This is a genomic window from Paenibacillus sp. EC2-1 (genome assembly GCF_049311625.1).
Lineage (GTDB): Bacteria > Bacillota > Bacilli > Paenibacillales > Paenibacillaceae > Paenibacillus_AQ.
In genome coordinates, this window is the sequence record NZ_CP186006.1 from 638,707 (window position 1) to 662,421 (window position 23,715).

Here is a 23,715-nt window from a genome sequence, read left to right on the forward strand (position 1 = left end):
CATGAAATACGCAGGATCTTCACACCAGCTTCACAACAGAATTGTTACGATAAGAAAAATTGAGAGGGGGGCTCTATGTGATAACCAATTCGATGATTAAACCAACCCTTAGACAAACAGAGTATCAGGGCTGGGAATTCGGGCTGTTCTTGCATTTTGGCCTACGTACATTTTATGAGGGGTATGTTGATTTTGATAAACGAGCAATGTCAACTTCAGAATTCAACCCCGTGCAGCTAGATTGTGAGCAGTGGATTCGAACAGCCAAAGAAGCAGGGATGAAGTACGCTGTCTTAACAGCTAAACATCATGATGGTTTCTCCAATTGGCCGTCGAAGTACAGTTCGTTCACTGTGGCACAGTCACCATGGAAAGAAGGAGCAGGAGATGTTGTTCAGGAGTTCGTTGATGCTTGCCGCAAGTACGATGTAAGACCAGGTTTGTACTATTCTCCATTCGATGGCTCAGCAGATTTCTATAACCAGGATGCCAAGGCTTATGATGACTACTTCGTGAATCAGATTACAGAGCTGCTTGGGGACTATGGAGATATTGATATATTGTGGTTTGATGGATGTGGATCTGAGGATCATGAATATGACTGGCCAAGAATTATCGGAGAAATCCGCCGATTGCAGCCGAATATATTGATCTTTAATATGGGCGATCCAGATTTTAGGTGGGTAGGCAATGAAGATGGGGTGGCACCTATTCCTTGTTGGAATGTAACCGATGCAACCGAGTTCTCAATTTTAACAGAGCAGAAGGATGCATTAGGTGAACAGATATGGTTACCTGCAGAATGTGATGTTCAGATGCGGGCGAATTGGTTCTATAGCGATAGTGACGAGCACACCGTCAAGAGTCTAGATGAACTGATGGGTCTGTATTATTCCTCGGTAGGCCGAGGTGCGAACCTGTTATTAAATATTGGACCGGATCGAGAAGGCCTATTACCAGCAAAAGATACAGCTCAGCTGCAAGCGATGGGTGAGGAGATCCGCAGAAGATTCAACAATCCGATCGCAACCATTGAGCATTGTTCACCGAATAATACGGGATGGTCTTATGTGGCTGAGAAACCGCATTTAATCGATCATATCGTCCTTCAAGAGGATTTAACGAACGGAGAGCATGTTCGCAGTTTCCGAATTCATGTTACGACTGCCAAAACAGCACGGTCCATTACAGTGTACGAAGGTAGGAACATTGGCCATAAAGCGATTATACGTATTCCTGTGATAAAAGCTCGGGGTGTACAGTTAGAAATCATGGATAGTGAAGGTGTGCCTTCGATCCGTGAGATGGAGATCTACTATGTGGGGGAAACCTATGCTTCCGAATAAACAATTGAGGTTCAATAAGGATGGCTTTTTCAAAATTGTACAGTTCACCGATACCGAATACTTAGATGATGATCACGGATTTAATGAGAAGACCGGGAAGATGATGCGGGATGTTATTCGTGCTGAACAACCTGATCTGATTGTGTTCACCGGTGACGTTATCGGGAGTTTACGTTGTGTAGATCCAGAGCAGACTTTTCGAGATGTGGTGTCCGTAGCGGAACAATTCAAGATTCCATGGGCAGCTGTTTTTGGCAACCATGATTCTGAGGCAGGCATTACACGGAATCAATTAATGGATGTTCAATTAAGCCATGAGTATTGTGTTGCGAAGCCGACAGAAGAGAATCTTAGTGGTTCAGGCAACTTTGTCTTGAAGGTGATGAGCCGTGAAGAGAAGGCTAGCGCAGCACTTTATTTTATGGATAGTGGCAGTTATTCAACGCTTGGGCATGTGGGTGGATATGAGTGGATCCATCAAGACCAGATTGAATGGTATGTCACACAATCAAAGAATTGTACTGATAATAATGAGGGGATATCGCTTCCGTCTCTGGCTTTCTTTCACATTCCACTTCCGGAATATGATGAGGTCTGGGACACGAAAATCTGTTACGGGGAAAAACGTGAAGGGGTTACCGCTCCGCGTGTGAACAGCGGCCTTTTTACGGCGATGCTTGAGATGGGCGATGTGATGGGGACTTTCGTTGGACACGACCATGGGAATGATTACTTTGGTGATCTGCACGGGATCAAGCTTTGTTATGGCAGGTCTTCAAGTTACATCTTGTGGGGCAAGGAGATTCCAACAGGAGCGAGAGTCATTCAATTACAAGAGGGGGTTAGATCATTTGATACCTGGCTGCATCTTAGTGATGGAACCGTCATATCAGAACAACCAGAGCATCAACCTGTAGGTAAGAGTTAAGTGGAAATGCTCTTCTCATCCTGTTTGTGGATGGGAGGAGCAATACCCATGCTCCATTATTTCATGTGAGGGGGAATTGATGATGAGAAACAAGAAAATCTGGAACGTGCTCATGATTATATGTCTTATGTTCACTATTTTTGTAACCGCTTGCAGTAGCTCGGATAATACCGCCAATGAACCGGAGAGTACGCCTGAAGTTACGGATAATAGTAAAGATACAGGCACAGATACAGAGGATGGCACGGAAGAGGAGCCGGCTGTACCTACCAAAGAATTTAGCAATGAACCTGTGACAATAAAAATAGCGACGCCTTGGGGAATCGACTATTTCACACCGAGAATGATTGACCCGATTCAAGAGAAATTTCCCCATATAACGGTTGAGCATGTTGACTGGAATGGAACGGCTGAGAATATGCAGGAATTAAGTGCGCAAAATATTGTTCCTGATATTGTATTGGGTTACACCGGTCAGGCGCCATTTGAAGAACTTGAGATGGTGTTCGGTCTGGATGAAATGATTCAGGAGTACGGTGTTGATCTTAGCGGTGTGAACCCTCAGATTCTTCAGGAATTACGTTCCCGTGATAAGGAAGGACGCTTAATTGGTCTTCCAGATGCCGGGGATGTGCTCGCACTGTACTACAACAAAGAAATTTTTGATCTACTAGGTGTTAATTATCCATCTGAGAACATGACGTGGGATGAGCTTATTGACCTAGCAAAGCAGTTGACCGTCAAGAAAGATGGTGTTCAGTATAGTGGTCTTGATTTAGGAGCTATGCCAACAGCATTATTCAATCAATTATCGATGAATTATACAGATCCAGAAACGGGTGAAGTGTTATTCGATAAAGATCCTAAATTTGCAAAGATGATGGAAGTACTTAAGAAATATTACAGTATACCAAACATCTATAATCCAGAAGAAGAAAATAAGTTTGAAGGCAAAACAGCTGCAATGGTTGTGAATTGGCACGGATTTTTAACTTGGTTTGGTGGAGCTGTGGAAGAGAGAGTTGAGTATGAGAAAAGTATGGATATACTTCCCGTTCCGTCATTTGCGGACAGTCCGGGGTTAGCTCCTAAACCAGGCGCTCATCCTTGGATCATCAATGATTTCAGTGAACAGAAAGAAGCAGCGCTGCAGGTGTTAACATACGTAATCTCTCCTGAATACCAGATCCAATATCGGATGAGGATGGGTACTCCTTCCGTATCCTTAAGCCAAGAGGACGGGGCATTGTTCGGTGCAGACGATCCAACCTATACCGATAAAAATGTGACTGCGATGTTCCAGAATACATTTGCAGAACCGCCAGCACGTAAAAGTCCTTGGGATCGCCATGTTGCGATCGGTGAAGCTCTTAAGAAGTTCGCGACTACGGATTTGAACATAGCTGAATTTACGCGTGTGTTGAAGGAAGAATCCGAAATTAAGATTAAGGAAGAGCAGTCCAAAAAATAAATTTTGGATGTATAGGGGGAGCGTTATATGAAGCTGAACCGCGCATTAGTCCTACTGTTCGTGTTTATTTTGTCCATATCGATGTTGTTATCAGGGTGCAGTACAGATGATGGTGGCAAGCAAGAAGATACAGCAGATTCGGTGTCCGTGGATACGCCGTCTACGGATACACCATCCACAGATGCAAAGACAGAAGATGAGCAGACCGTATCAACAGATGAGGTTACAACGATCAAGATTTTGTATCCATGGGGTCAAGATGCTTTCGATAAGCTTTTTAAGGACATTGATGAGAAGCTCCCTAATATTACGATTGAATTAGTTGACTCCCAGGCACAGTTAGAGCCATTGCAAGAGCTGAATGCCAAGCAAATCGTTCCGGATGTTATGTATGCGAATTGGGGAATCGATGCGCTGCAGGAGCTGGATATGATTGAACCGCTGGATGAGTTGGTTGAGAAACATCAATTTGATCTGAGTGGTATAGACCCTTCCATCATAGCTTACTGGCGTTTAGTGGACTCGGAGGGCAGGTTACTAGGAATGCCAACAGCGAGTGACAACTATGCGATGTATTACAACAAAGAGGTATTTGATCTGTTCGGAGTACCTTATCCAACAGGTGATCTGACATGGGATGACATGGTTGATCTTGCGAAGAAATTGACAGGAGAGCGTGATGGTATTCAGTACCATGGGCTTGAGATGGGCCCTGGATTTGCTGGAACCGAAGCCACAGTACCTTTAAAGCAATTAAATGTGAATTTAACAGACCCAGAGACAGGCGAAGTGTTGATCACAAAAGAACCGGCAGTGACGAAATACCTTGAGTTGATGAAGAAGTTCTACAGTATTCCTGGCATTTACAGTAGTGATCCTGAAGTGAGGAAAGATTACTCTTTCCAAAATAAAAATGTCGCGATGATTGTGTCTTGGCCAGGTTACATCAAATGGGGCGTTGGAGATCCGGAAGTGACGAAGAATTTTCATAACGTACCTGTACCGGTATGGCCGGAATTACCGAATATCGCACCACCTTCATTCTCCCATCCTTTCATTATTAATAAGTACAGTGAGCATAAGGATGAGGCTTTTAAAGTGCTCGCAGAGTATGTATCCCCAGAGCATCAGACGAAGTTAGCTCGAATTGGGGACCGCCCTGTACTAACTGATCGGAAGGTATACGAAGAGTTTGGTGCTGAGCTTGATGTATACGACGGCAAGGATATTAATGCATACTTCTCGCGTGAGCCGGCTGTTCCCAAAACGATCAGCAAATGGGATAAATATGTCGATCTTTCAGGAAGTCTTATGAAATTCTCGGAGTCAGATATGAACATTCCAGAGTTTCTAAGGGTGTTGCAGGAAGAGTCTGAGGCGAAGATCAAGGATGCCATGGCCAAAGGTCAATAGCGTATTTGTACTTAAAAAATGATGCTGAACAAAGAGCAAGTTTGTCTACTCAGGACAGACTTGCTCTATCTATAATGGCCTTTGTCGAATGGTAGGGGATAAGACAATATTCACACGAAACACACATCATCCTCACACTACCCCCACATAAAGGTTGATAAGATACAAATTAAGGTAAAATGCTTGGGAAAATGGCGGGATCATGTAAAGGAGGAAATTCCAGTGTCGAGGATTATATTTAATCATGTGCACAAGCGTTACGGAAAATATAAAGAATATGCGGTGAAGGACTTCAACCTCGAAGTAGAGGATGAAGAATTTCTTGTCTTTGTAGGTTCTTCAGGTTGCGGAAAGTCAACAACCCTACGTATGCTCGCGGGATTAGAGGATATTTCAGAAGGCGAAATTTACATTGGCGATACGATTGTGAATGATATGCCTCCTAAAGATCGCGATATATCGATGGTCTTCCAAAACTATGCGCTATACCCGAATATGTCTGTCTACGAAAATATTGCCTTTGGTTTACAAATGAGAAAGCTTCCGAAGCATGAAATTGAGTCATCCGTGAAACGGGCTGCCCGTGTACTCGAAATTGAGAATTTCTTAGACCGTAAGCCAAGAGAGCTATCCGGTGGTCAGCGTCAGCGGGTTGCACTGGGCCGGGCGATCGTTCGTACACCGCAAGCCTTCCTTATGGATGAGCCGCTCTCCAACCTCGATGCTAAGCTGCGTGTGCAAATGCGTTCCGAGATTATTCGTCTTCACAAAAAGATCGGTGTCACGACGATTTATGTTACCCATGATCAGATCGAAGCGATGACAATGGGTGATCGTATTGTGGTCATGGAAAAAGGTATTGTTCAGCAGGTCGATACACCGGAGGTCATTTATAATGAACCGGCTAATTTGTTCGTAGCTAACTTTATTGGAAATCCTCCGATGAATTTTGTGAACGGTAAGATCGAAGAGCGTGATGGGTTCCTTGAATTCCATACGAAACGGTTCGGTCTCAGACTGACAGAGAAGCAAGCACATACAATCAGACAACTGAACCTTGTTGACCGTGGAATCATTATTGGCATGCGTCCTGAGAACATTAGTTTCGAAGAGATTATGTTGGAAGCGTATCCAAAATCAATTATTAACGGAACGATGGAACTCAGTGAGTTTGTTGGGTCGGACCGTTATTACCATATGAATATTGGACTTGAGAAATATTTAGTTGCTCGTGCACACCCACGCTATCACTTTGACGATGGAATGAGAACGGCTGTGGCTGTGGATATGAATAAGGCATTATTTTTCCATAAAGATACAGGGATTCTATTAACAAAGTGATGGAGGGATACGAATGGTAAAGAGAAGTAAATTTCTTAACCGATTATTGCTCGTTATCTTATCCGTAGCCCTAATAGGCAATCCGGTGTTGCCAGGTAACGCACAGAGTGATTCCAAGACTGCAGAACCAGGCAGTGAGGGCACATCTACTCCAGATTTGCTGAGTCACGAGCCTTATTTCTATACGATTTCGAAAGAATGGGAACAGAAGAAAGTACCGATGGGAACGAAGGAGCTTGAGATTGACGCTAAGAGCTATCATGCGAAATCGGATGACGCTGTCGTCTCCGTTGGCTCATATGAAGGTGAGAATGATGTTTTGTTATGGTCTCAGCCTAAGGGATGGGTTGAGTACAAAGTAAATGTAGATCAAGAAGGGCTCTATGAGCTTGCAACAGATTATCATCCCTTTCTTTCAAAAGACGGGCTCGGACGACAGTCCGTGATCATGAGTGTCCAGATCAATGGAGAATATCCGTTTCGTGAGGCCCATTCCATATCGCTGGAGCGTCAATTTTCCGAGGTGAAACCTGAGAAATTTGATGATGAAGGCAATCAGCTTCGCTCTCTAATTGATGAGGAAGTGGGTTGGAAAACAACTTCTTTTCGTGATTCCGAAGGATCTTACAGCACGCCACTGCAGTGGCATCTAAACAAAGGCGAGAATACGATTCGGATCGAGACGATCCGGCAGTCGGTTGCGCTTAAATCGTTTCGTCTTCAAGCTCCCAAGTCCATTGCTAACTATGAAGATGTAAAAGAAACGTATAAAACGACTGATGCAAGTGAGAACAAGGAACCGATTGTCATTGAGGGTGAACAGTTCAGTCTGAAGAACTCATCTTCCATTCAAACACAATATGATCGGAGTCCTTTATCGCAGCCGAAGTCACTTGATCTCGTTCGCTTTAATACGATCGGGGGATCGGGGTGGAATAAAGGCGGTCAGGCGGTAACCTGGGATTTTGAAGTTCCTGAAGATGGCTTGTACAACATAACCTTTCGCGTCAAACAAAATTTACGTAAGAACGCTACTGTATTCCGCAATATTTACATTGATGGGGACATTCCATTCACTGAGCTAAAGAATTATCCATTCCCGTATAGCAGCGATTGGAAGAAGGTATCGCTTGGGAATACGGATGGAGAAGCATTTGATTTCTATCTCACCAAAGGAAAGCATTCCATCAGGATGGAAGCCACGGTCGAACCATATATCTCCACTATAGCTGACATCGATCGGATGTCTAAAGAGCTTCGCGATGTGTCTAGAGAGCTTCGTATTGCTACAGGAAATAGCAGTGATGCTTATCGTGTATGGAATATCGAGAAAGATATTCCTGGCATGACCAAAAGACTGGAAGTACTGAAGGATGAGTTCAACCAACTTACAGAGCGAATGCTCACGATTAATACGGTGCGAGACAACGTATCCCAATCTTTTAACTCTAGCGCCCGGGACCTAGAGGATTTATTGAAAGATCCGAATGAAATTCCGTACAGTCAGTTAACCATTGGAACGATGCAAGAGAAGATTGAGGCCCAGCGTGTGGATTTGATGAATTCACCTCTGCAAATCGATCGGATTTATGTAGCAGTCCCCGATGCAAAGCTTCCTAAGATTGAAGCGAATTTCTTCGAAAAGTTATGGAATTCAATTGTTACGTTGTTCTATTCGTTCACAAGCAAGAACAAGCTAGACCGGAATGCAGAGGATGAATTGAACATCTGGATGTTCAAAGGCCGCGATTATGTAGATGAACTACAGCAGCTTGCCAATGAACGATTCACACCAGAGCATGGCATTAAAGTGAATATTAACTTGGTACAATCAGCGGATTTGGTTGTTCTCGGTAAAGCCGCCGGGATCTTGCCTGATATAGCGATTGGGGTACCGAGTGCATCCATTTTTGATTATGCACTACGTAACGCGATCTACGACTTTACGAAGTTTGAGGACTCGGATGAAATGATGGATCTATTCCATCCAGGCATTATGCAGCCGTATCGTTATGACGGTGGTGTGTATGGGATACCTGAGACCAATAACTTTAACATCATGTTCTACCGTAAGGATATTATGAATCAGCTTGGCTTATCGGTTCCGGATACTTGGGAAGATGTATATAAGATTCTGCCAACGTTATTGCAGAACGAGAGCAACTTCTACATTCCACCGGATAATTTCTCATATCTGTTCTTCCAAAACAATGTGGAGCTGTATTCCAAGGATGGTCTGACAAGTGCACTGAATGAACCTAAAGCTTTTGAGTCGTTCAAAGAGTGGACGGAAATGTTCAATGTGTATGGTATGGAGCGTCAAGTTAACAGCTTCTATCAACAGTTTAGGGATGGAACAATGCCTATCGGAATTTCAGATTTCAATACATACATGCAGCTACTTGTCGCAGCACCGGAAATCATGAATGAGTGGGCGATCGCTCCTATTCCGGGAACGAAGCAGGAAGACGGTACGATTACAAGATGGGCTGCTGCGGGAGCCCCTACAGCGAACGTTCTATTTAACGAAACACCGGAAGAAAAACGTGAAATCGCTTGGGATTTCATGAAGTGGTATATGTCCGAAGATATCCAGACCGAGTTTGGACTGAATCTGGAGCAATATCGCGGTGAGACTTTCCGCTGGAACTCCGCTAATGTTCGTGCCTTCGCCAACATGCCATGGAAGCAGGGTGATCTTAGTGTGATCTTAGATCAATGGCAATGGATGCAAGAATGGCCGAATGTACCAGGAGGTTACATGACAGCTCGTGAACTCGGTTTTGCATGGAACAATGCAGCTATCGATCAAATGAATCCTAGGATTGCGCTCGAGAAGGCGGTTAAAGAAATTAACCGAGAAATGAAACGTAAGCAACAAGAATTTAATTACGTTGATGAGAATGGCAACGTATTGAAGAAGATGGATCTGATTCGAATTACAGAACCTTGGAAAGGAGCGATTCTGAATGACAGATAATGCGACAGCCCTTTCTAAAAAGACGAATGAAACTCCAGCCAAGCTCGGTAAGACGAAACCAGGCATCTCGGAACGAATGAATTTTTTAATGAAAGAAATGTGGAGATATCGTTTATCCTACCTGTTTATTTTACCGTTTATGGCGATGTTCATCATATTCATACTCATTCCTGTTATTTCAGGTATTCTGCTGAGCTTCACCTATTTTAATGCCTTTGATTTCCCTTCATGGCGTGGATGGCTCAACTACCAGAATTTATTCTCACAGGACATTATTTTCTTGCAGTATGTATTACCGAACTCATTTAAATTTGCTGTATTTGTAGGGCCTGTCGGATATATTCTTGCGTTCTTGTTAGCTTGGTTAATCGCACAGCTGCCGAATACGATGCGTACTTGGTATGCACTTGCCATGTATGCACCATCGTTATCCGCAGGTATAGCGATGACCGTAGTTTGGACGGTTATGTTTACCGGGGACCGATCGGGTTACATTAACAGCTTTTTGCTCAAGTGGGGACTTATTGAGAAGCCGGTTTTATTCCTACTCGATAAAGACTACTTGCTTAACATTATGATTGTGGTCTCCATTTGGTCATCCATGGGTATCGGGTTCTTGGCGATCTTGGCCGGTATTCTTAACGTGGATCGACAATTGTACGAGGCCGGACGAATTGACGGGATATCAAGTCGACTTCAGGAAGTGTGGTACATTACGGTACCGATGATGAAGCCGCAGATGATGTTTGCGGCCATAATGGCAATTGTTCATACGATTAAATCCGGTGGTATTGGTGTTCAATTATCGGGTACGAACCCGACCCCGAACTATGCGGGACAGTTATTAATTGACCATATTAATGATTATGGATTTATACGGTTTGAGCTCGGATATGCGAGTGCGATTTCTATCGTCGTTCTTCTGATGTGTTACGTGTTAAGTAGATTTTTCGGTTATTTATTTGCACCGAAGGAGGATGAATAATGCAAGAGGCACGGATGACTGCCATGCAGCGGAAATTAAAGATAAAATGGAGCGATTTCGTATTAGCTCTGAGATTGATCGATCGAGCACAAATATGGATTGCCATCTGTTTGTTGCCGCTTGCCATTTTCATGCTCCTTCCACTCGTGTATTTGTTCAATCATGCCTTTAAGCCATTGCATGAGCTGTTCATGTTCCCACCCACATTTATTGTTAGGGAGCCAACAACAGGGAACTTCTCGGAACTGTTTGCCATGACAGCAAGCACGATTGTACCGGTATCCAGATATGTATTTAACAGTATTGTCGTCACCTTGTTATCAAGCGTTGCGATGGTTATTACAGGAGCGATGTGTGCTTACCCGTTATCCAAGCACCCATTCCCAGGGTCCAAGATTGTACTAGGATTAATCATGCTGTCATTGTTATTCGCGACAGAAGCCATTGCGATTCCACGCTTTATTGTTATTCAAAGCTTAGGGATCATGAATACTTATTTAGGGCATGTACTGCCTCTAGTTGCTATGCCAGTGGGTGTATTTCTATTGAAGCAGTTTATGGACCAAGTACCGAACGAACTGCTTGAAGCTGCAAAGATGGACGGTGCGAAAGAATTCACCATTTTCTTGCGTATCGTTATGCCAATTGTTACACCTGCGATCGCTACGATCTCGATCCTAGCTTTCCAATCGGCATGGGGGAACATAGAGACTTCAACGTTATTCATGCAGGAAGATTCCATGAAGACACTGCCGTTTTATATGGGCACATTAACATCTGGCCTTAGTAACTCGGTAGCTAGACAAGGAGCTGCTGCGGCGGGAGCGTTGATTATGTTCTTACCGTCATTGCTAATCTTCTTGATCTTCCAAAGAAAAGTGATCACGACGATGGCGCATTCGGGGATCAAATAAGCAGAGGAATAGGGAGGTGTACCATGCACAACAATCAAAGCAAATCGAAATATGTGCTTTGGCTAGTCTGCTTGATTGCCTTGACTGGATTCCCGATGAAAGCGAGTGCTGATGTTCCTTATCGTACGTTCACAGAGGATAGTTATGGGCGTACGATTATGACTCAATCTGCTTATTCTCCAGTCGGCGTTATAGCGCAGGAAATTCCAATAGTCAATGATAAAGGTGAGGTTGAATATTCATCACTGCAACGACCTCAGGACTTATTCATAGCGGACAACGATGATATTTATATTGCGGATACGGACAATAATCGGATTGTTCATCTGAGTGAAGATGGTGAATTTATTCGAGCCATCACCGTACCAGAGAGCCCGTTAAATCAACCACAAGGTGTGTTTGTAACAGATAATGGTGATATTTTCATCGCCGATACAGGAAATAAGCGGGTTGTACATCTGGATAAGAACGCGAAATTACTGAAAGAAATTGGACGGCCTGAATCAAGATTCATTAATGAATCTTTCGTATATGAACCGACGAATATGGTGATTGATAAACGCGGTTTTATATATGTCGTATCCAAAGGGAGTTATCACGGGATTATCCAGTTTACGCCCGAAGGGAAGTTCGATCAGTTCTTCGGAACGAATAAAACAGAAGTCACGGTCATGGACGTTATTCGAAGACAGTTTTACTCGAAAGAGCAATTAAGTCGTCAAGTACGACTATTGCCTGTAACCATCCGAAATATCGATATTGATCAACAAGGCTTTATTTATACGGTATCCGGTTCCAAGACAGAGCAAGTAAAGAAGTTGAACATTCGCGGCGAGAATATATGGAAAAAAATGTCATTCAATGATCGATTGTTTTCGTTAGCTACTGTAGAAACCGATGAGAAGATCGAAAAGCAGCTTACCGATGTATCTTTAGATCAAAATGGGAACGTAACGATCATTGATAAGTCGCGTAACATTGTTTCTCAGTATGATGCTAACGGAACCATGTTGTTCTACTGGTCGGGACGCTCTGCGCTAGGGAATTCGTTGGTTGGTTTAACCGCAGCTCCTGTTGCCGTAGAGACGAATTCGAATAAACGCCTTTATATTCTGGATGAGGCGCTGAACCTCATTCAAGTCTATGAACCGACTGAATTTGGAGCTACGGTTCATGAAGCGTATCGCTTGATGCAGGAAGGTAAGTATGCTGAAGGGGAGCAATATTGGGACAAAGTTCTGAAGTTGAATGCTCACTTCTCCCCGGCATATAAGGGAATCGCGGAAGCAGCATATTCACGCGGTGAGTACGAACGTGCTAGAGACTTGTTTAAGCTTGCAGGGGATGGTGAGGGGTATTCTGATTCATTCTGGCAAATCCGGTTGCAGTGGTTCCAGAAGAACTTCTCGACTTTGGCGAATGGTGCTATTATTGCGGGGCTCTTGCTTTGGTTGTATTTAAAGCTGAAGAAAAGACTGAATTTCCGAATCATGCCCGAAGCGAAGAAGCTAAATAAGCGAACCTGGTTCCAGCAATTAAAGCATGTATTCTACATTTTGAAACATCCGATTGATGGTTTTGGAGATTTGAGATACCTGAATAGGGGTGGCTATATTAGCGCCTTCATTATTCTGATCTTAACGGTAATTATGTTACTCGTGAAATCATTCTATACGAGCTTTACCTATAATCCGGTTCCGGTCTATGCCAAAGGGTCAACCTATATGCTGACGATCTTCTTAGCCGTATGGTTCTCATGGGTGATATGTAATTATCTCGTAGGTTCCATTAAGCAAGGTGAGGCGCGGTTCAAGGATGTATTCGTCGGAAGCTGTTATTCCTTATTCCCAGTCGTGTTGTTCGGGATTCCACTTGCGCTTATTTCGAACATTTTCACACTAAGTGAAGCATCTATTTACAGCTCCATTGAGGTAGGTATGCTCTTGTGGAGTGGGCTACTATTCTTCTGGAATATTCAAGCGCTGCAGAACTATGGCGTTGGTGAGACGGTACTGAACATTACACTTACGGTCATCACGATGACCATCATGTGGGTGCTGGTATTCATCTTAATCGGACTTACATCCGAATTTGGTAACTTCGTTTACACGATCTATCAGGAGGTGTCGATGTGATGCGCTTATTCCGCTCCAAAAAACTATTAATGGTAGCTGCGATCTGCGTCTTATCCGCGTCGACGCTCGGCAGTTTCATCTTTGCTAAATCCGATTCAGCGGATAAGAAGCAGCCTGAAACGCAGACCGAATCTAAGACAGCAACGGAATCCGCAGCTCAGAGTGAGACCAAGGTGGAAACGCAGACCGCAACACAGACGAAGGCTGCAGCACCTGCGAAATCGAGTGGGAAGCTACCCGATGAGACTCAATTCGAGCAGATAGCGGAGAATGGAAAGTTATTGCTCAGAGTAGATAAAGCTTCAGGTCACTTTACCGTTACGAGCAAAGCAACTGGCGAGGTATGGCGATCATTTCCGAATCCCAAAGACTTTCAGGATAAGCTGAATACAGATGCATGGAAGCTGCATCTTGCCTCCCCGTTCATGTTCCGCTATGTGGAGTTTAATCTGCGTAAAGATTTGCTGAAGGAGACGAACCTTTATGCACAAAAGGGTGTAATCAGCCAATTTGAAGCAATCGATCAGGGCTTTAAAGTAGTGTATGAAATGCCGGACTTGGGCTTCATCATTCCCATAGAAGTAAAGCTTAGCGAGGACTTTGTGGAAACAAAAGTATTAGCTGAAGGTCTGGTGGATGAGAAGGTCATTCCGAAGGAAGAACCAGCGGCAACGACCGTGGATAAGAACGGGAAAGAAGTTAAGGCACCTAAGCCGAAAAAAGATCCAATGGCTCGCCTTGCATCCATTCGGTTATTCCCTTTCCTGGGTGCACAGACCTCGAATGATGAAGATGGCTTCTTATACATTCCAGACGGCCCGGGAGCATTAATTGATTTCAGAGAACGTCGTGCAGGGACACAGAACCTTTATACGGAACGTGTCTACGGTGACGACTGGGCATACAGTAACCGTAATACCATGTCAGATCGTAATCCCATTACGATGCCCGTATTCGGGATTAAGTCGAATAAGCAAGCGGTGCTGGGCGTCATCACGGAAGGTGAGGAATACGCGAATGTGGTTGCAGCACCTTCAGGATCATTCAGTCAATTTAACTGGGTTGCACCGGAATATCAATATCGGTTCAAGTTCTTTCAACCGACAGATACGAAGAAGCAGAACGGATACTTGACGTATAGCAAGGAAATTACGAAGACGGATCGTGCGACTCGCTATTACATGATTGAGGAGAAAAGCGAGGAGATCAGTTATGTAACACTTGCTGAACGCTATCGGGAATTGTTGATGAAGGAGTCGGCAATGAAACCGTTAGAAGGCGATCAAGCAAAGCTGAGGCTTCAGCTGCATCTGCTCGGTGGAGATACGGAAGATGGATTTCTGTGGGATTCCTACCTGCCTTTAACAACGACCAAAGAGGCCGAAGGGATTGTCCAAGAGTTGTCTGCACTTGGTGTAGATCATATGGATATCACTTATCTTGGATGGCAAAACGATGGATACAGTAAATTTGGTGGTGACTTCCCTGTACCCGATAAACTTGGTGGTAACGAAGGGATGAAGAAGTTTACCAATTTTGCTCATTCAAAGGGCTATAGCGTTTATCTTGATGCCTCTTCCTATACGTACAATAGAGGCGGGAAAGATGGATTCCGTAAGAATAGAGATGGTCTACGTGATCTAGCGTCTTCGGTCATTGAATCGATGAACTGGGATAGCAGAAGTAAGACATTTGTCAGTCCGCAGTTCATGAAAGGGGTTATCGAAGGAGATCTGGAAGAAGCGAAGTCGTTAGGCATTAATGGCTATTTATTCGGCCAAGGAATTGGAACGTTCTTGAATACGGACTTTAATGAGAATTATCTAACATCAAGATTAGAGTCAAAAGAAATTCAGAGCGCTTTGTACGCAAAGGCAAAAGAAACCTTCGGCAGTGTCAACGGATTTAGAGGAAATTCCTACACCTATCCATACATTAGCCATATGGACAACATGGCCTCTAATTTCTCCTATGATTTGTTCGTGGATCGTGTTGTACCATTTGCTCAAATTGCGCTGCATGGTCTTACAACATACTCATTCGAGTATGCGAATCTAAGCGATGATTACGCGGACAATTTCTTGAAAGGGATTGAATATGGTGCGGTTCCTTCATTTGTCGTAACGAATGCTTCTTCACAGGAGCTATTGAAATCTCTTTCTCTGCATGAGTTCTACAGTACGAACTATAAGGACTGGATTGATGAGATCGTGTCCCAGTATCAGAAGTACGAAGAGGCGCTTGGGGATGTACAGAACGAGTTCATTACAGGACATCGTGAAATTGTAGGCGGCGTATTCGAGACAACTTACAGTAATGGTAAGCAAGTTGTTGTGAACTATAACAATAAAGAGGTTCGTGTAGGCAACCTGGTTGTAAAAGCAAAAGATTATATCGTAAGCAAAGGAGGTGCGTAATATGGCCCCTAGGCGAATACTGTCTGCAAAAAGATCACGTAAGCTTGAAGGGGCATTATTTATCGCACCATGGCTGATTGGCTTTATCGCTTTTCTAGGGTTTCCGCTAGTCTTCTCACTCTTTATGAGCTTTCACACGGTCAAAATATTACCGAAGAAAATCGTGTATGACTTCGTTGGTGTTAAATATTATCGTGAAATCCTGTTTAATAGCTCGGACTTTTACGATAAATTGATCCCATATTTTCAAGAAGTCGTGATCATGATCCCGGTTATCGTTATCTTTGCCTTGATGATCTCCATCATGCTTAACCAGAAGCTACCTGGTCGATTCCTGTTCCGTGCGATCTTCTTCTTGCCAGTCATCTTCTCTACAGGTGCTGTCCTGATGTCCTTTATTAATCAAGGGGAAGGAAACTTAGGCTTCCTTGAACGTTTTAATATTGGTGGTTACATGGATATGTTCCTGGGAGATAGTTCTTGGGCGAAACCTGTAAAGACCGTATTGAATCAGTTTGTCCTCGTATTGTGGTATTCCGGGGTGCAAATTTTGCTCTTTATTGCAGGGCTTCAGACCATTTCGACTTCGGCCTATGAATCAGCTCGTATCGATGGCGCTTCGCCGTGGGAAGTATTTTGGAAAATCACACTTCCAGCCATGTCACCGTTCATCCTGCTGAACCTAATTTATACTGTTGTCGATATGTTCACGTTCCCTTCCAATCCTGTTATTAGCTTAATCAATACGGGGAACTACGGATTTAACAGTGCACTAGCATGGATTTACTTCGCTATTATTCTTATCTTCTTGGGAATTGTCATTCTCATCTACAGCAGAATTAACCGGAAACATACCGGAGCAAATCGTTAATGCGGAAGGGAGGCAGAACATGAAGGTTGACTTAGCGACGCGTGTGAAACAGAAGGTCACGACGAAACGTGGATTGCGACAAGTGAAGTACACCATTCTAGGACGAGAGATGAATCAAGGGCTGTTATTTAAATTAGTCTTGTACGGAATATTCATCGTAACCTCCTATGTGTACATGAACCCGATATTAAAAATGCTTGTAAAAATGGTCATGAGTGCTAAAGATTTAATAGACCCAACGGTTACATGGATTCCATCATCGGTTTACCTCGGTCATGTGGTTGAAGCATGGAAGCTGCTGGATTATCCCAAGTCACTTTCCATCAGTCTACTGATAGCGATTTCAACCGCTGTACTACACTGTATTTCGTGCGGGTTAGCAGGCTATGCACTAGCGAGGCTGGATGTCCCATTCAAGAAGACGATTCTATTCCTTGTCTTCTTGGCATTCATTATTCCGCCGCAAGTTGTTATTTTGCCTACGATTATGGTGTATACCAAGCTCGGACTGAACGGTCATTTATTAACATTAATTCTGCCTTCTATCTTTGGGTTTGGAGTTAAAGGTGCATTGTTTGTTATCATCTTCCGTCAATTCTTCTCTACGCAGCCCAAAGCACTGGAAGAAGCGGCTCGAATCGATGGTGCAAGTGCAATTAGATTTTACATGCGAGTCATGTTTCCTCTGGCAAGACCAGCGATTCTTGTTGTCCTGTTGTTCTCGTTCGTTTGGACTTGGAATGATACGTACTATCCTAGGATGTTCCTTGGTTCAAGCGGTGATATGCCGCTTGCACTTAAGATGTCCTTTATCGACAGTCAGTTAACAACATTCATATCGAATGGGGGGTTGCCTGAATATTTGGCAGAGCCGATTAAGATGGGGGCGAGCTTCCTGGTTATTTTACCTCCGTTAGTTCTGTATTTAGTTGCACAGCGATACTTCGTTGAAAGTGTTGAGCGTACTGGTTTGGTTGAGTAGAAACGAAAACTATTTAAGAGGTAACACATAATGAAGCGTGAGTGGGCCTAGAGTAGATTGCCCACTCATGTAATCTATGAAGGGAAAGTTTAAGACAAGAGGGGAAGGTTGTTGCAAAGGATATATAAATGTAGTGTTCTGTTACTGGTCAGTCAGAAAACTAGAAGAGGAGTTGACGATTAAGATCAAGGAAGAGAAGCAGAAGAAAGAAAATAGTTAAGTCTTTGTCCGAGTTAGAAACAATCGTATTTAAGTACCTGAATATTTAACATAGCTAATAAATTAGGTGCAAGCTTCCTGGCTAATTTACCTCTAATAAAATCTGTACCTAGCGCTCCAGTGTACTTTGTTGATAGTGCCATAATGTACAGGTTTGAAGGAATCTGTATGAAAAATTGAGGTAATACAGGAGGATAATAAAATGAAGAAAAGGTCCATCTTTCTATTCATTACTTTTGTATTTATGCTAACAACATTACTTTCAGGATGCACTGGGGGCGGAAGCGATGATCCGGTAACGAAGGATCCGGAAGTTGAAGCTACAACAGAGCCAGCTGGGGACAACGAAGAAGCTACACAGGAAGAAGAAATCGACTGGACGAGTAAAGCAGTTACCGATTTTAGTGAAGAAACAACTCTAACAATTCTGCATGTGTGGGGGCCCGAGTCGAATAATACGTTCATGAAGCCTATTGAAGATAAGCTCCAAGCAGAAGGTAAGAATATCAAAGTGAACTGGATTGGAGGCATACCTGATTCCAATACATTACAAGAAATAAACGCTAGTGGTGTCGTGCCAGATATTATTTATACATCCGTTGGAACGGCAGCCTTAGAAGAACTGGATATGATTGAACCGATTGATGATTATATGAAGATATATGAAATGGACACAAGCCAGATTGATCCATCGGTCATATCTTTAATTCGATCCTATGATGATAAAGGTTCCATGATTGGTGTACCTACGTTTGCGGATACGTATACTCTCTTCTACAATAAAGAGATTTTTGATATGTTCGGGGTGCCTTACCCAACAGATCATATGACGTGGGATGAGACGATTGAGTTAGCTAAGAAGCTAACCGGTGAGAGAAACGGAGTACAGTATCGTGGTCTTGAAATTGGTTACGGGAACAGCACAACGGATGATTCTCTTGCGCCTCTGAAAGAACTTACTTCTAAATTCGTGGACCCTGAAACGGATGAGGTGCTGTTTACGAAGGACCCAGGCATAACCAGATATTTTGAGCTGATGAAAAAGGTTTACAGTATCCCAGGAATGTTTGAACGTGATAAGGAGAAACAAGATAGCTTCTATGTCAGCGGGACAGCTGCCATGCTCGTGTCTTGGCCGACATTCCTAGGATGGGGAATCCCTGAGAACGTTCGGGCAAATACGAATTCGGTCCTTCTTCCGATTTGGGGAGGCGAAGATAAGTTCACACCACCAACTCAGGCACATATGTTTATTCTGAATAAGTACGGTGAGCAGAAAGATGCCGCTTTCCAATGGATGAAGGAATTTGTAGCGGAAGATATCCAGATGCACTTCGCCATCGGTGGGCAACCAACGGTACTAAGAAGTCCTGAAGTGATCGAAGCCTTCGGTAGCGAAAAACAAGATGTGTATGCAGGCCAAAATGTAAAATCGTACTTCCCTCAGAATGCAAGAATTTTGGAAGGCAGACAATCTAAATATCAACGTATGGCTGAGAATTTTCTGGTCAGTAAGTTAAACGAATTTGCTTTGTCAGATATGAATATCGCAGAGTTTTTGCGTAAGGCAGAAGAGGAATTAACGATTAAGATCAAGGAAGAGAGGCTGAAAGTAGAGAAGTAGAGCTTCCGTTATAAGTGAAAGGAAACTAGATGATAAAGGGGATTCACATGAAGAGAAAATCAATATTTTTAATCATTACTTTAATACTCTTGCTAACAACAGTACTCTCAGGCTGTAGTGGTAGTGGTAGTGGTAGTGGTTCGGGAGAGACAGAACCAGAGACTGTCACTGAAAGACAATCAGAGGGAACGGAAGAAGTGGAAGGTACTGTAGAAGAAGAAGTGGACTGGGCGAGTAAAGCGGTTACGGACTTCAGCCAAGAGACAACGATAACGATTCAACATGAATGGGGTGCTGATCTGACCTCTGTCTTGATGAAGCCGATCGAAGACAAGCTCAAGGCAGAAGGAAAGAACATAACGGTGAATTGGATTCAAGGTAGTGCGGATTCTGTAGCGCTGCAAGAATTAAATGCTAGTGGTGTTGTTCCTGATATCATCTATACATCAGTGGGGGTGTCCGGCTTACAGGAGCTTGGCATGATCGAACCAATAGATGATTATATGAAAATATATGAGATGGATACAAGTCTGATTGATCCATCGGTCATGTCCTTACTTCGCTCATATGATGAGAAAGGCTCTGTAATCGGGGTTCCTACATTTGCGGATACATTCACACTATTTTATAACAAAGAAATTTTTGATATGTTTGGAGTACCTTACCCAACAGATCATATGACATGGGATGAAACGATTGACCTTGCGAAGAAGCTGACTGGAGAACGAAACGGAATACAATATCGCGGTCTGTCCATAGGGCATAAGAATAGTGTGACTAACGATACACTAGCACCTCTGAAGGCGCTTACTTCGAATTTTGTAGATCCTGAAACGGATGAGGTCATTCTTACGAAGGAGCCAGCAGTCACGAAGTACTTTGAGCTGATGAAGAAGTTCTACAGCATCCCAGGCTTATATGAACGTGATCCAGAGAAGCAGGCAAGCTTTTTTGCTAATGGTACAGCTGCGATGTTAGTATCTTGGCCAACATATATGGAATGGGGAATTCCTGAGGAGGTACGGGCCAACACGAACGCCGTTCTCGTTCCAATCTGGGGAGGAGAAGATATGTTCACACCACCAACCCAAGCGCATATGTTCATCTTAAATAAATACAGTGAGAATAAGGATGCAGCATTCCAATGGATGAAAGAAGAGGTATCCGAGGATATGCAGACGTATTTCTCTGCCAATGGATTCCCGACCGTCTTAAAAAGTCCTGAGGCGATCGAAACATTCGGTAGTGAGAAACAACAGGTGTATGAAGGTCAGAATGTAAAGGCATATTTCCCTGAGAATGCAAGAGTCTTAGAGGGAAGAAAATCGGAATATCAAAAAATGGCTGAGGATTTCATCGTAGAGAAGTTACCGGAGTTTGCAAATTCAGATATGAATATTGCAGAGTTTTTGCGTAAAGTAGAAGAAGAATTAGAGATTAAAATTAAGGAAGAGAAACTTAAAGTAGAACAAGCGGGCTAGGATCGTACCCGTTGCATATCATTGGGTTAAGAACCTGAGGCTTAGCCTCAGGTTCTTAATATATGACAGGAGGGGGAAATTGGTTATGTATGATAAGCTTCCCGTGTTAAGCCCTGAGGAAACCATTCCGCTCTTGCAGGATCAGTTCTATTATCCACCTTATATTACGCTGGCTCATATGTATAAACCCCCGACAGGCTGGTTTATGATCCCGCAGGAAATTAGCCAATACCAGCTTTTATATGGAGTCGATGGGGTAGCAGATAACATGATTAACGGTGTGAAGTTTCCAGTTGAAAAAGGAGATATTTACATCATCAGACCGCATGCTGTGCGTTCATTACAGCCATCTAAGCACAATCCCTATGTAGGGATTACTATTTCATTTCATTTTGGCCTATCCAAGTCTCCAATCGATTCAATACTCCGTGGGCGGGATTATATGAGAGGGCATGATTCCGAGGGAATGTTATTAGGTAAACTCATCACTTTAATCCAGGCCACCCAGCAGCAGACATTAACAAGCAATATGCTTGCACAAGGGTTACTACTGCAAATACTATATGAACTTTCGGATAGCAACGCTGTAGAAGGTCCGGAGAAACCAACAACCAAGATTAATGCGAAAATGGTGAAGATATGTAATTACATTAAAGAAAACTACAATACAACAATTCGTTTAGATACACTTAGCGAGATGACAGGTCTCAGCAGAAACTATATTATACGACAATTTCGCAAGTGTTATGGGATGACACCGTCGGATTATCTTGCTACGATCCGGATCGAGAAGGCGAAGCAGCTTGCTCATGAAACGGATCTCTCGATTAGCGAGATTGCCAATCAGGTTGGATATAGTGAGCTACACTCTTTTAGTCGCATGTTCAAAAAACGGATGGGAATCAGCCTTAGTCAGTTCAATGCAACACTGATATCGTCTCTAGATATTGTCTCCCCCCTAGAAGAGTAGGGGGTTATTTTTGTTATAAAAGTGTTACTCTGGGCTAAATACTTCCCATGGCTAGGCGAGTAAACTATGAATTAAGAATAGGTTAGAAAGCGCTTTCTCAGCTAGGGATCTAGATTTAGAATGAGCTTGCTAATGGCAAGGAATCAGGACGGAATGGATGTTGTATATCCTGAAATCATTCTTTTCTGATTGGTTTTTTTGAATTTGGTAATGTGATTATAGGAGGGGTATGTATGAAACGAAGAAATGCTAAAAGTCTGAGTCTACTTATTATCATGTGTTTTCTGTTTATGTTTGTGCTCGGGGCATGTTCTTCTAGCGAAAGCGGTGATGGAGCAAGTGATTCACCAGTGACAACAGAATCGACAGAGACAGGGGAGAACGCAGAACAGCAAGAAGAACAATCAGGGGAGGAGCCGGAACCTGTAGAAGTAAAGAAGTTCACCAATGAACCGGTTACGTTAAAAGTAGCCACTCAATGGGGCGAGGAGAACTTCATGAACAATTTTGCTAAAGATATGAAGGAACTCGTACCGCATATTACATTCGAATATGTAGATTGGAATGGGACTGCTGAAGGGATCCAAGAGATCAACAGCAGTGGGACGATAGTTGACTTATTAACACCTAACCTCGGGGTCGACGTATTACTTAATCTGGATATGGTACAGCCACTGGATGACATGGTGAAGGAGTATGGGATTGACCTAAGCACCGTTGACCCTTCGTTTCTTGCCCTGATTCGCTCACAAGACCCAGAGGGACGACTAATCGGATTGACAGGTAATGGGGGGATATATGGTTTCTTCTACAATAAAGAGGTGTTTGATCTATTCGGGGTTCCTTATCCAACAGATAACATGACTTGGGATGAAGTGATTGAGCTTGCTAAGAAAATGACAGGGACCCGTGATGGGAATCAGTATATCGGTTTGGAGTTCGGACCAGATACAGTAGATGCCGCGCTGTTACAGTTATCTACCACCTTAACAGACCCGGGTACAGGAGAAGTACTTCTGTCTAAGAATCCGGAATTCACTAAGTATATGGAGCTGATGAAGAAGATTTATAGTATTCCGGGGATTTACAACCCTGATGAACCGGATAAATTTATACAAAAAACAGCGGCTATGGAGATTAACTGGCACGGTTTTCTAACTTGGTTCGGCGGAGAGACACCGGAGGAAAGAGCTGAATTCAAGAAGGACATGGACATCCTCCCGATTCCTTCATGGTCAGACATTCCGCAAACCGCACCAGCAGTTCATACGGCACCTACCGTAATTAACCCATATAGCGAGCACAAGGAAGCAGCACTTCAAGTACTGCAAGCGATTATTTCAATAGAGAATCAAACAAAAGCAACACGGAAGGGTACAATCCCAGCTACCTCGGATGTTGAAATCCGCAAGCAATTCGGTGCAGATAATCCCGATCATCAAGGTAAGAATGTTATGGCCATGTTTCAAAATGAGTTCGCACTTCCTGCTGCTAGAGCCAGTGTATGGGACAAATATGTTGATCTGAATGAAGCCATGAAGAAGTTTGCGACTTCAGATATGAATATTCCAGAGTTTATTCGAGTACTTGAAGAAGAATCTGCGATCAAGATTAAGGACGCTAAGAACCAACAGTAAA

General features: G+C 43.3%; 17 protein-coding genes. All 17 read left to right on the plus strand.

Annotation, left to right across the window (positions count from 1 at the left end; genetic code table 11):
- The first annotated feature begins 77 nt into the window (after positions 1 to 77).
- The 17 genes from ACK8P5_RS03020 to ACK8P5_RS03100 all read left to right on the plus strand — a co-directional run bounded on the left by ACK8P5_RS03020 (position 78) and on the right by ACK8P5_RS03100 (position 23,714).
- Positions 78 to 1,346 carry an alpha-L-fucosidase gene (locus tag ACK8P5_RS03020; RefSeq protein WP_422659522.1) on the plus strand — a complete coding sequence of 423 codons (1,269 nt, stop codon included), beginning with the start codon at positions 78 to 80 and terminating at the stop codon, positions 1,344 to 1,346.
- Positions 1,333 to 2,274: a metallophosphoesterase family protein gene (locus ACK8P5_RS03025; protein WP_422659523.1), complete on the plus strand. Its 942-nt coding sequence runs from the start codon at positions 1,333 to 1,335 to the stop codon at positions 2,272 to 2,274. Before ACK8P5_RS03020 ends, ACK8P5_RS03025 begins: the two co-directional genes overlap by 14 nt.
- Positions 2,275 to 2,356: 82 nt before the next feature.
- Positions 2,357 to 3,745 carry an ABC transporter substrate-binding protein gene (locus ACK8P5_RS03030; RefSeq protein ID WP_422659524.1) on the plus strand — a complete coding sequence of 463 codons (1,389 nt, stop codon included), beginning with the start codon at positions 2,357 to 2,359 and terminating at the stop codon, positions 3,743 to 3,745.
- 27 nt (positions 3,746 to 3,772) lie between these two features.
- A complete protein-coding gene (locus ACK8P5_RS03035; protein ID WP_422659525.1) occupies positions 3,773 to 5,158 on the plus strand; it encodes an ABC transporter substrate-binding protein in 1,386 nt (461 codons plus the stop codon).
- Between the two features lie 222 nt (positions 5,159 to 5,380).
- Complete coding sequence (locus ACK8P5_RS03040; RefSeq protein ID WP_422659526.1) at positions 5,381 to 6,499, plus strand: ABC transporter ATP-binding protein; 1,119 nt, start codon at positions 5,381 to 5,383, stop codon at positions 6,497 to 6,499.
- A gap of 13 nt (positions 6,500 to 6,512) precedes the next feature.
- Positions 6,513 to 9,479 (plus strand): extracellular solute-binding protein, encoded by a 2,967-nt coding sequence (locus tag ACK8P5_RS03045; RefSeq protein ID WP_422659527.1) that lies wholly within the window; start codon positions 6,513 to 6,515, stop codon positions 9,477 to 9,479.
- Positions 9,469 to 10,464 (plus strand): carbohydrate ABC transporter permease, encoded by a 996-nt coding sequence (locus tag ACK8P5_RS03050; protein ID WP_422659528.1) that lies wholly within the window; start codon positions 9,469 to 9,471, stop codon positions 10,462 to 10,464. The genes ACK8P5_RS03045 and ACK8P5_RS03050 overlap by 11 nt, the downstream gene beginning before the upstream one ends.
- Positions 10,464 to 11,378, plus strand: a complete 915-nt coding sequence (locus ACK8P5_RS03055; RefSeq protein WP_422659529.1) for a carbohydrate ABC transporter permease — start codon at positions 10,464 to 10,466, stop codon at positions 11,376 to 11,378. Before ACK8P5_RS03050 ends, ACK8P5_RS03055 begins: the two co-directional genes overlap by 1 nt.
- Before the next feature lie 23 nt (positions 11,379 to 11,401).
- Complete coding sequence (locus ACK8P5_RS03060; RefSeq protein WP_422659530.1) at positions 11,402 to 13,513, plus strand: YIP1 family protein; 2,112 nt, start codon at positions 11,402 to 11,404, stop codon at positions 13,511 to 13,513.
- Entirely contained in the window at positions 13,513 to 15,930 is a 2,418-nt protein-coding gene (locus ACK8P5_RS03065; protein ID WP_422661352.1) for a DUF5696 domain-containing protein, read from the plus strand. The genes ACK8P5_RS03060 and ACK8P5_RS03065 overlap by 1 nt, the downstream gene beginning before the upstream one ends.
- A 1-nt stretch (position 15,931) precedes the next feature.
- Positions 15,932 to 16,801, plus strand: coding sequence for a carbohydrate ABC transporter permease (locus ACK8P5_RS03070; RefSeq protein ID WP_422659531.1), 870 nt, complete (start codon positions 15,932 to 15,934; stop codon positions 16,799 to 16,801).
- A gap of 19 nt (positions 16,802 to 16,820) precedes the next feature.
- Positions 16,821 to 17,783 (plus strand): carbohydrate ABC transporter permease, encoded by a 963-nt coding sequence (locus ACK8P5_RS03075; protein ID WP_422659532.1) that lies wholly within the window; start codon positions 16,821 to 16,823, stop codon positions 17,781 to 17,783.
- Positions 17,784 to 17,859: 76 nt separating this feature from the next.
- A complete protein-coding gene (locus ACK8P5_RS03080; protein WP_422659533.1) occupies positions 17,860 to 18,003 on the plus strand; it encodes a hypothetical protein in 144 nt (47 codons plus the stop codon).
- Positions 18,004 to 18,204: 201 nt separating this feature from the next.
- Positions 18,205 to 19,626 carry an ABC transporter substrate-binding protein gene (locus ACK8P5_RS03085; protein WP_422659534.1) on the plus strand — a complete coding sequence of 474 codons (1,422 nt, stop codon included), beginning with the start codon at positions 18,205 to 18,207 and terminating at the stop codon, positions 19,624 to 19,626.
- A 47-nt stretch (positions 19,627 to 19,673) separates the two neighbouring features.
- On the plus strand, positions 19,674 to 21,107 hold the full coding sequence (locus ACK8P5_RS03090) for an ABC transporter substrate-binding protein (protein WP_422659535.1): 1,434 nt from the start codon (positions 19,674 to 19,676) through the stop codon (positions 21,105 to 21,107).
- A gap of 85 nt (positions 21,108 to 21,192) precedes the next feature.
- Positions 21,193 to 22,077 carry an AraC family transcriptional regulator gene (locus ACK8P5_RS03095; RefSeq protein ID WP_422659536.1) on the plus strand — a complete coding sequence of 295 codons (885 nt, stop codon included), beginning with the start codon at positions 21,193 to 21,195 and terminating at the stop codon, positions 22,075 to 22,077.
- A 233-nt stretch (positions 22,078 to 22,310) separates the two neighbouring features.
- A complete protein-coding gene (locus ACK8P5_RS03100; protein WP_422659537.1) occupies positions 22,311 to 23,714 on the plus strand; it encodes an ABC transporter substrate-binding protein in 1,404 nt (467 codons plus the stop codon).
- The last annotated feature ends 1 nt before the right edge of the window (position 23,715 follow it).

What these genes read in the sequence shown, in the direction of transcription:
- ACK8P5_RS03025 (WP_422659523.1), top strand. Translation starts at nt 1,333, where the DNA reads ATGCTTCCGAATAAACAATTGAGGTTCAATAAGGATGGCTTTTTCAAA.
- ACK8P5_RS03030 (WP_422659524.1), top strand. Translation starts at nt 2,357, where the DNA reads ATGAGAAACAAGAAAATCTGGAACGTGCTCATGATTATATGTCTTATG.
- ACK8P5_RS03035 (WP_422659525.1), top strand. Translation starts at nt 3,773, where the DNA reads ATGAAGCTGAACCGCGCATTAGTCCTACTGTTCGTGTTTATTTTGTCC.
- ACK8P5_RS03045 (WP_422659527.1), top strand. Translation starts at nt 6,513, where the DNA reads ATGGTAAAGAGAAGTAAATTTCTTAACCGATTATTGCTCGTTATCTTA.
- ACK8P5_RS03050 (WP_422659528.1), top strand. Translation starts at nt 9,469, where the DNA reads ATGACAGATAATGCGACAGCCCTTTCTAAAAAGACGAATGAAACTCCA.
- ACK8P5_RS03055 (WP_422659529.1), top strand. Translation starts at nt 10,464, where the DNA reads ATGCAAGAGGCACGGATGACTGCCATGCAGCGGAAATTAAAGATAAAA.
- ACK8P5_RS03060 (WP_422659530.1), top strand. Translation starts at nt 11,402, where the DNA reads ATGCACAACAATCAAAGCAAATCGAAATATGTGCTTTGGCTAGTCTGC.
- ACK8P5_RS03065 (WP_422661352.1), top strand. Translation starts at nt 13,513, where the DNA reads ATGCGCTTATTCCGCTCCAAAAAACTATTAATGGTAGCTGCGATCTGC.
- ACK8P5_RS03070 (WP_422659531.1), top strand. Translation starts at nt 15,932, where the DNA reads ATGGCCCCTAGGCGAATACTGTCTGCAAAAAGATCACGTAAGCTTGAA.
- ACK8P5_RS03075 (WP_422659532.1), top strand. Translation starts at nt 16,821, where the DNA reads ATGAAGGTTGACTTAGCGACGCGTGTGAAACAGAAGGTCACGACGAAA.
- ACK8P5_RS03080 (WP_422659533.1), top strand. Translation starts at nt 17,860, where the DNA reads ATGAAGGGAAAGTTTAAGACAAGAGGGGAAGGTTGTTGCAAAGGATAT.
- ACK8P5_RS03085 (WP_422659534.1), top strand. Translation starts at nt 18,205, where the DNA reads ATGAAGAAAAGGTCCATCTTTCTATTCATTACTTTTGTATTTATGCTA.
- ACK8P5_RS03090 (WP_422659535.1), top strand. Translation starts at nt 19,674, where the DNA reads ATGAAGAGAAAATCAATATTTTTAATCATTACTTTAATACTCTTGCTA.
- ACK8P5_RS03095 (WP_422659536.1), top strand. Translation starts at nt 21,193, where the DNA reads ATGTATGATAAGCTTCCCGTGTTAAGCCCTGAGGAAACCATTCCGCTC.
- ACK8P5_RS03100 (WP_422659537.1), top strand. Translation starts at nt 22,311, where the DNA reads ATGAAACGAAGAAATGCTAAAAGTCTGAGTCTACTTATTATCATGTGT.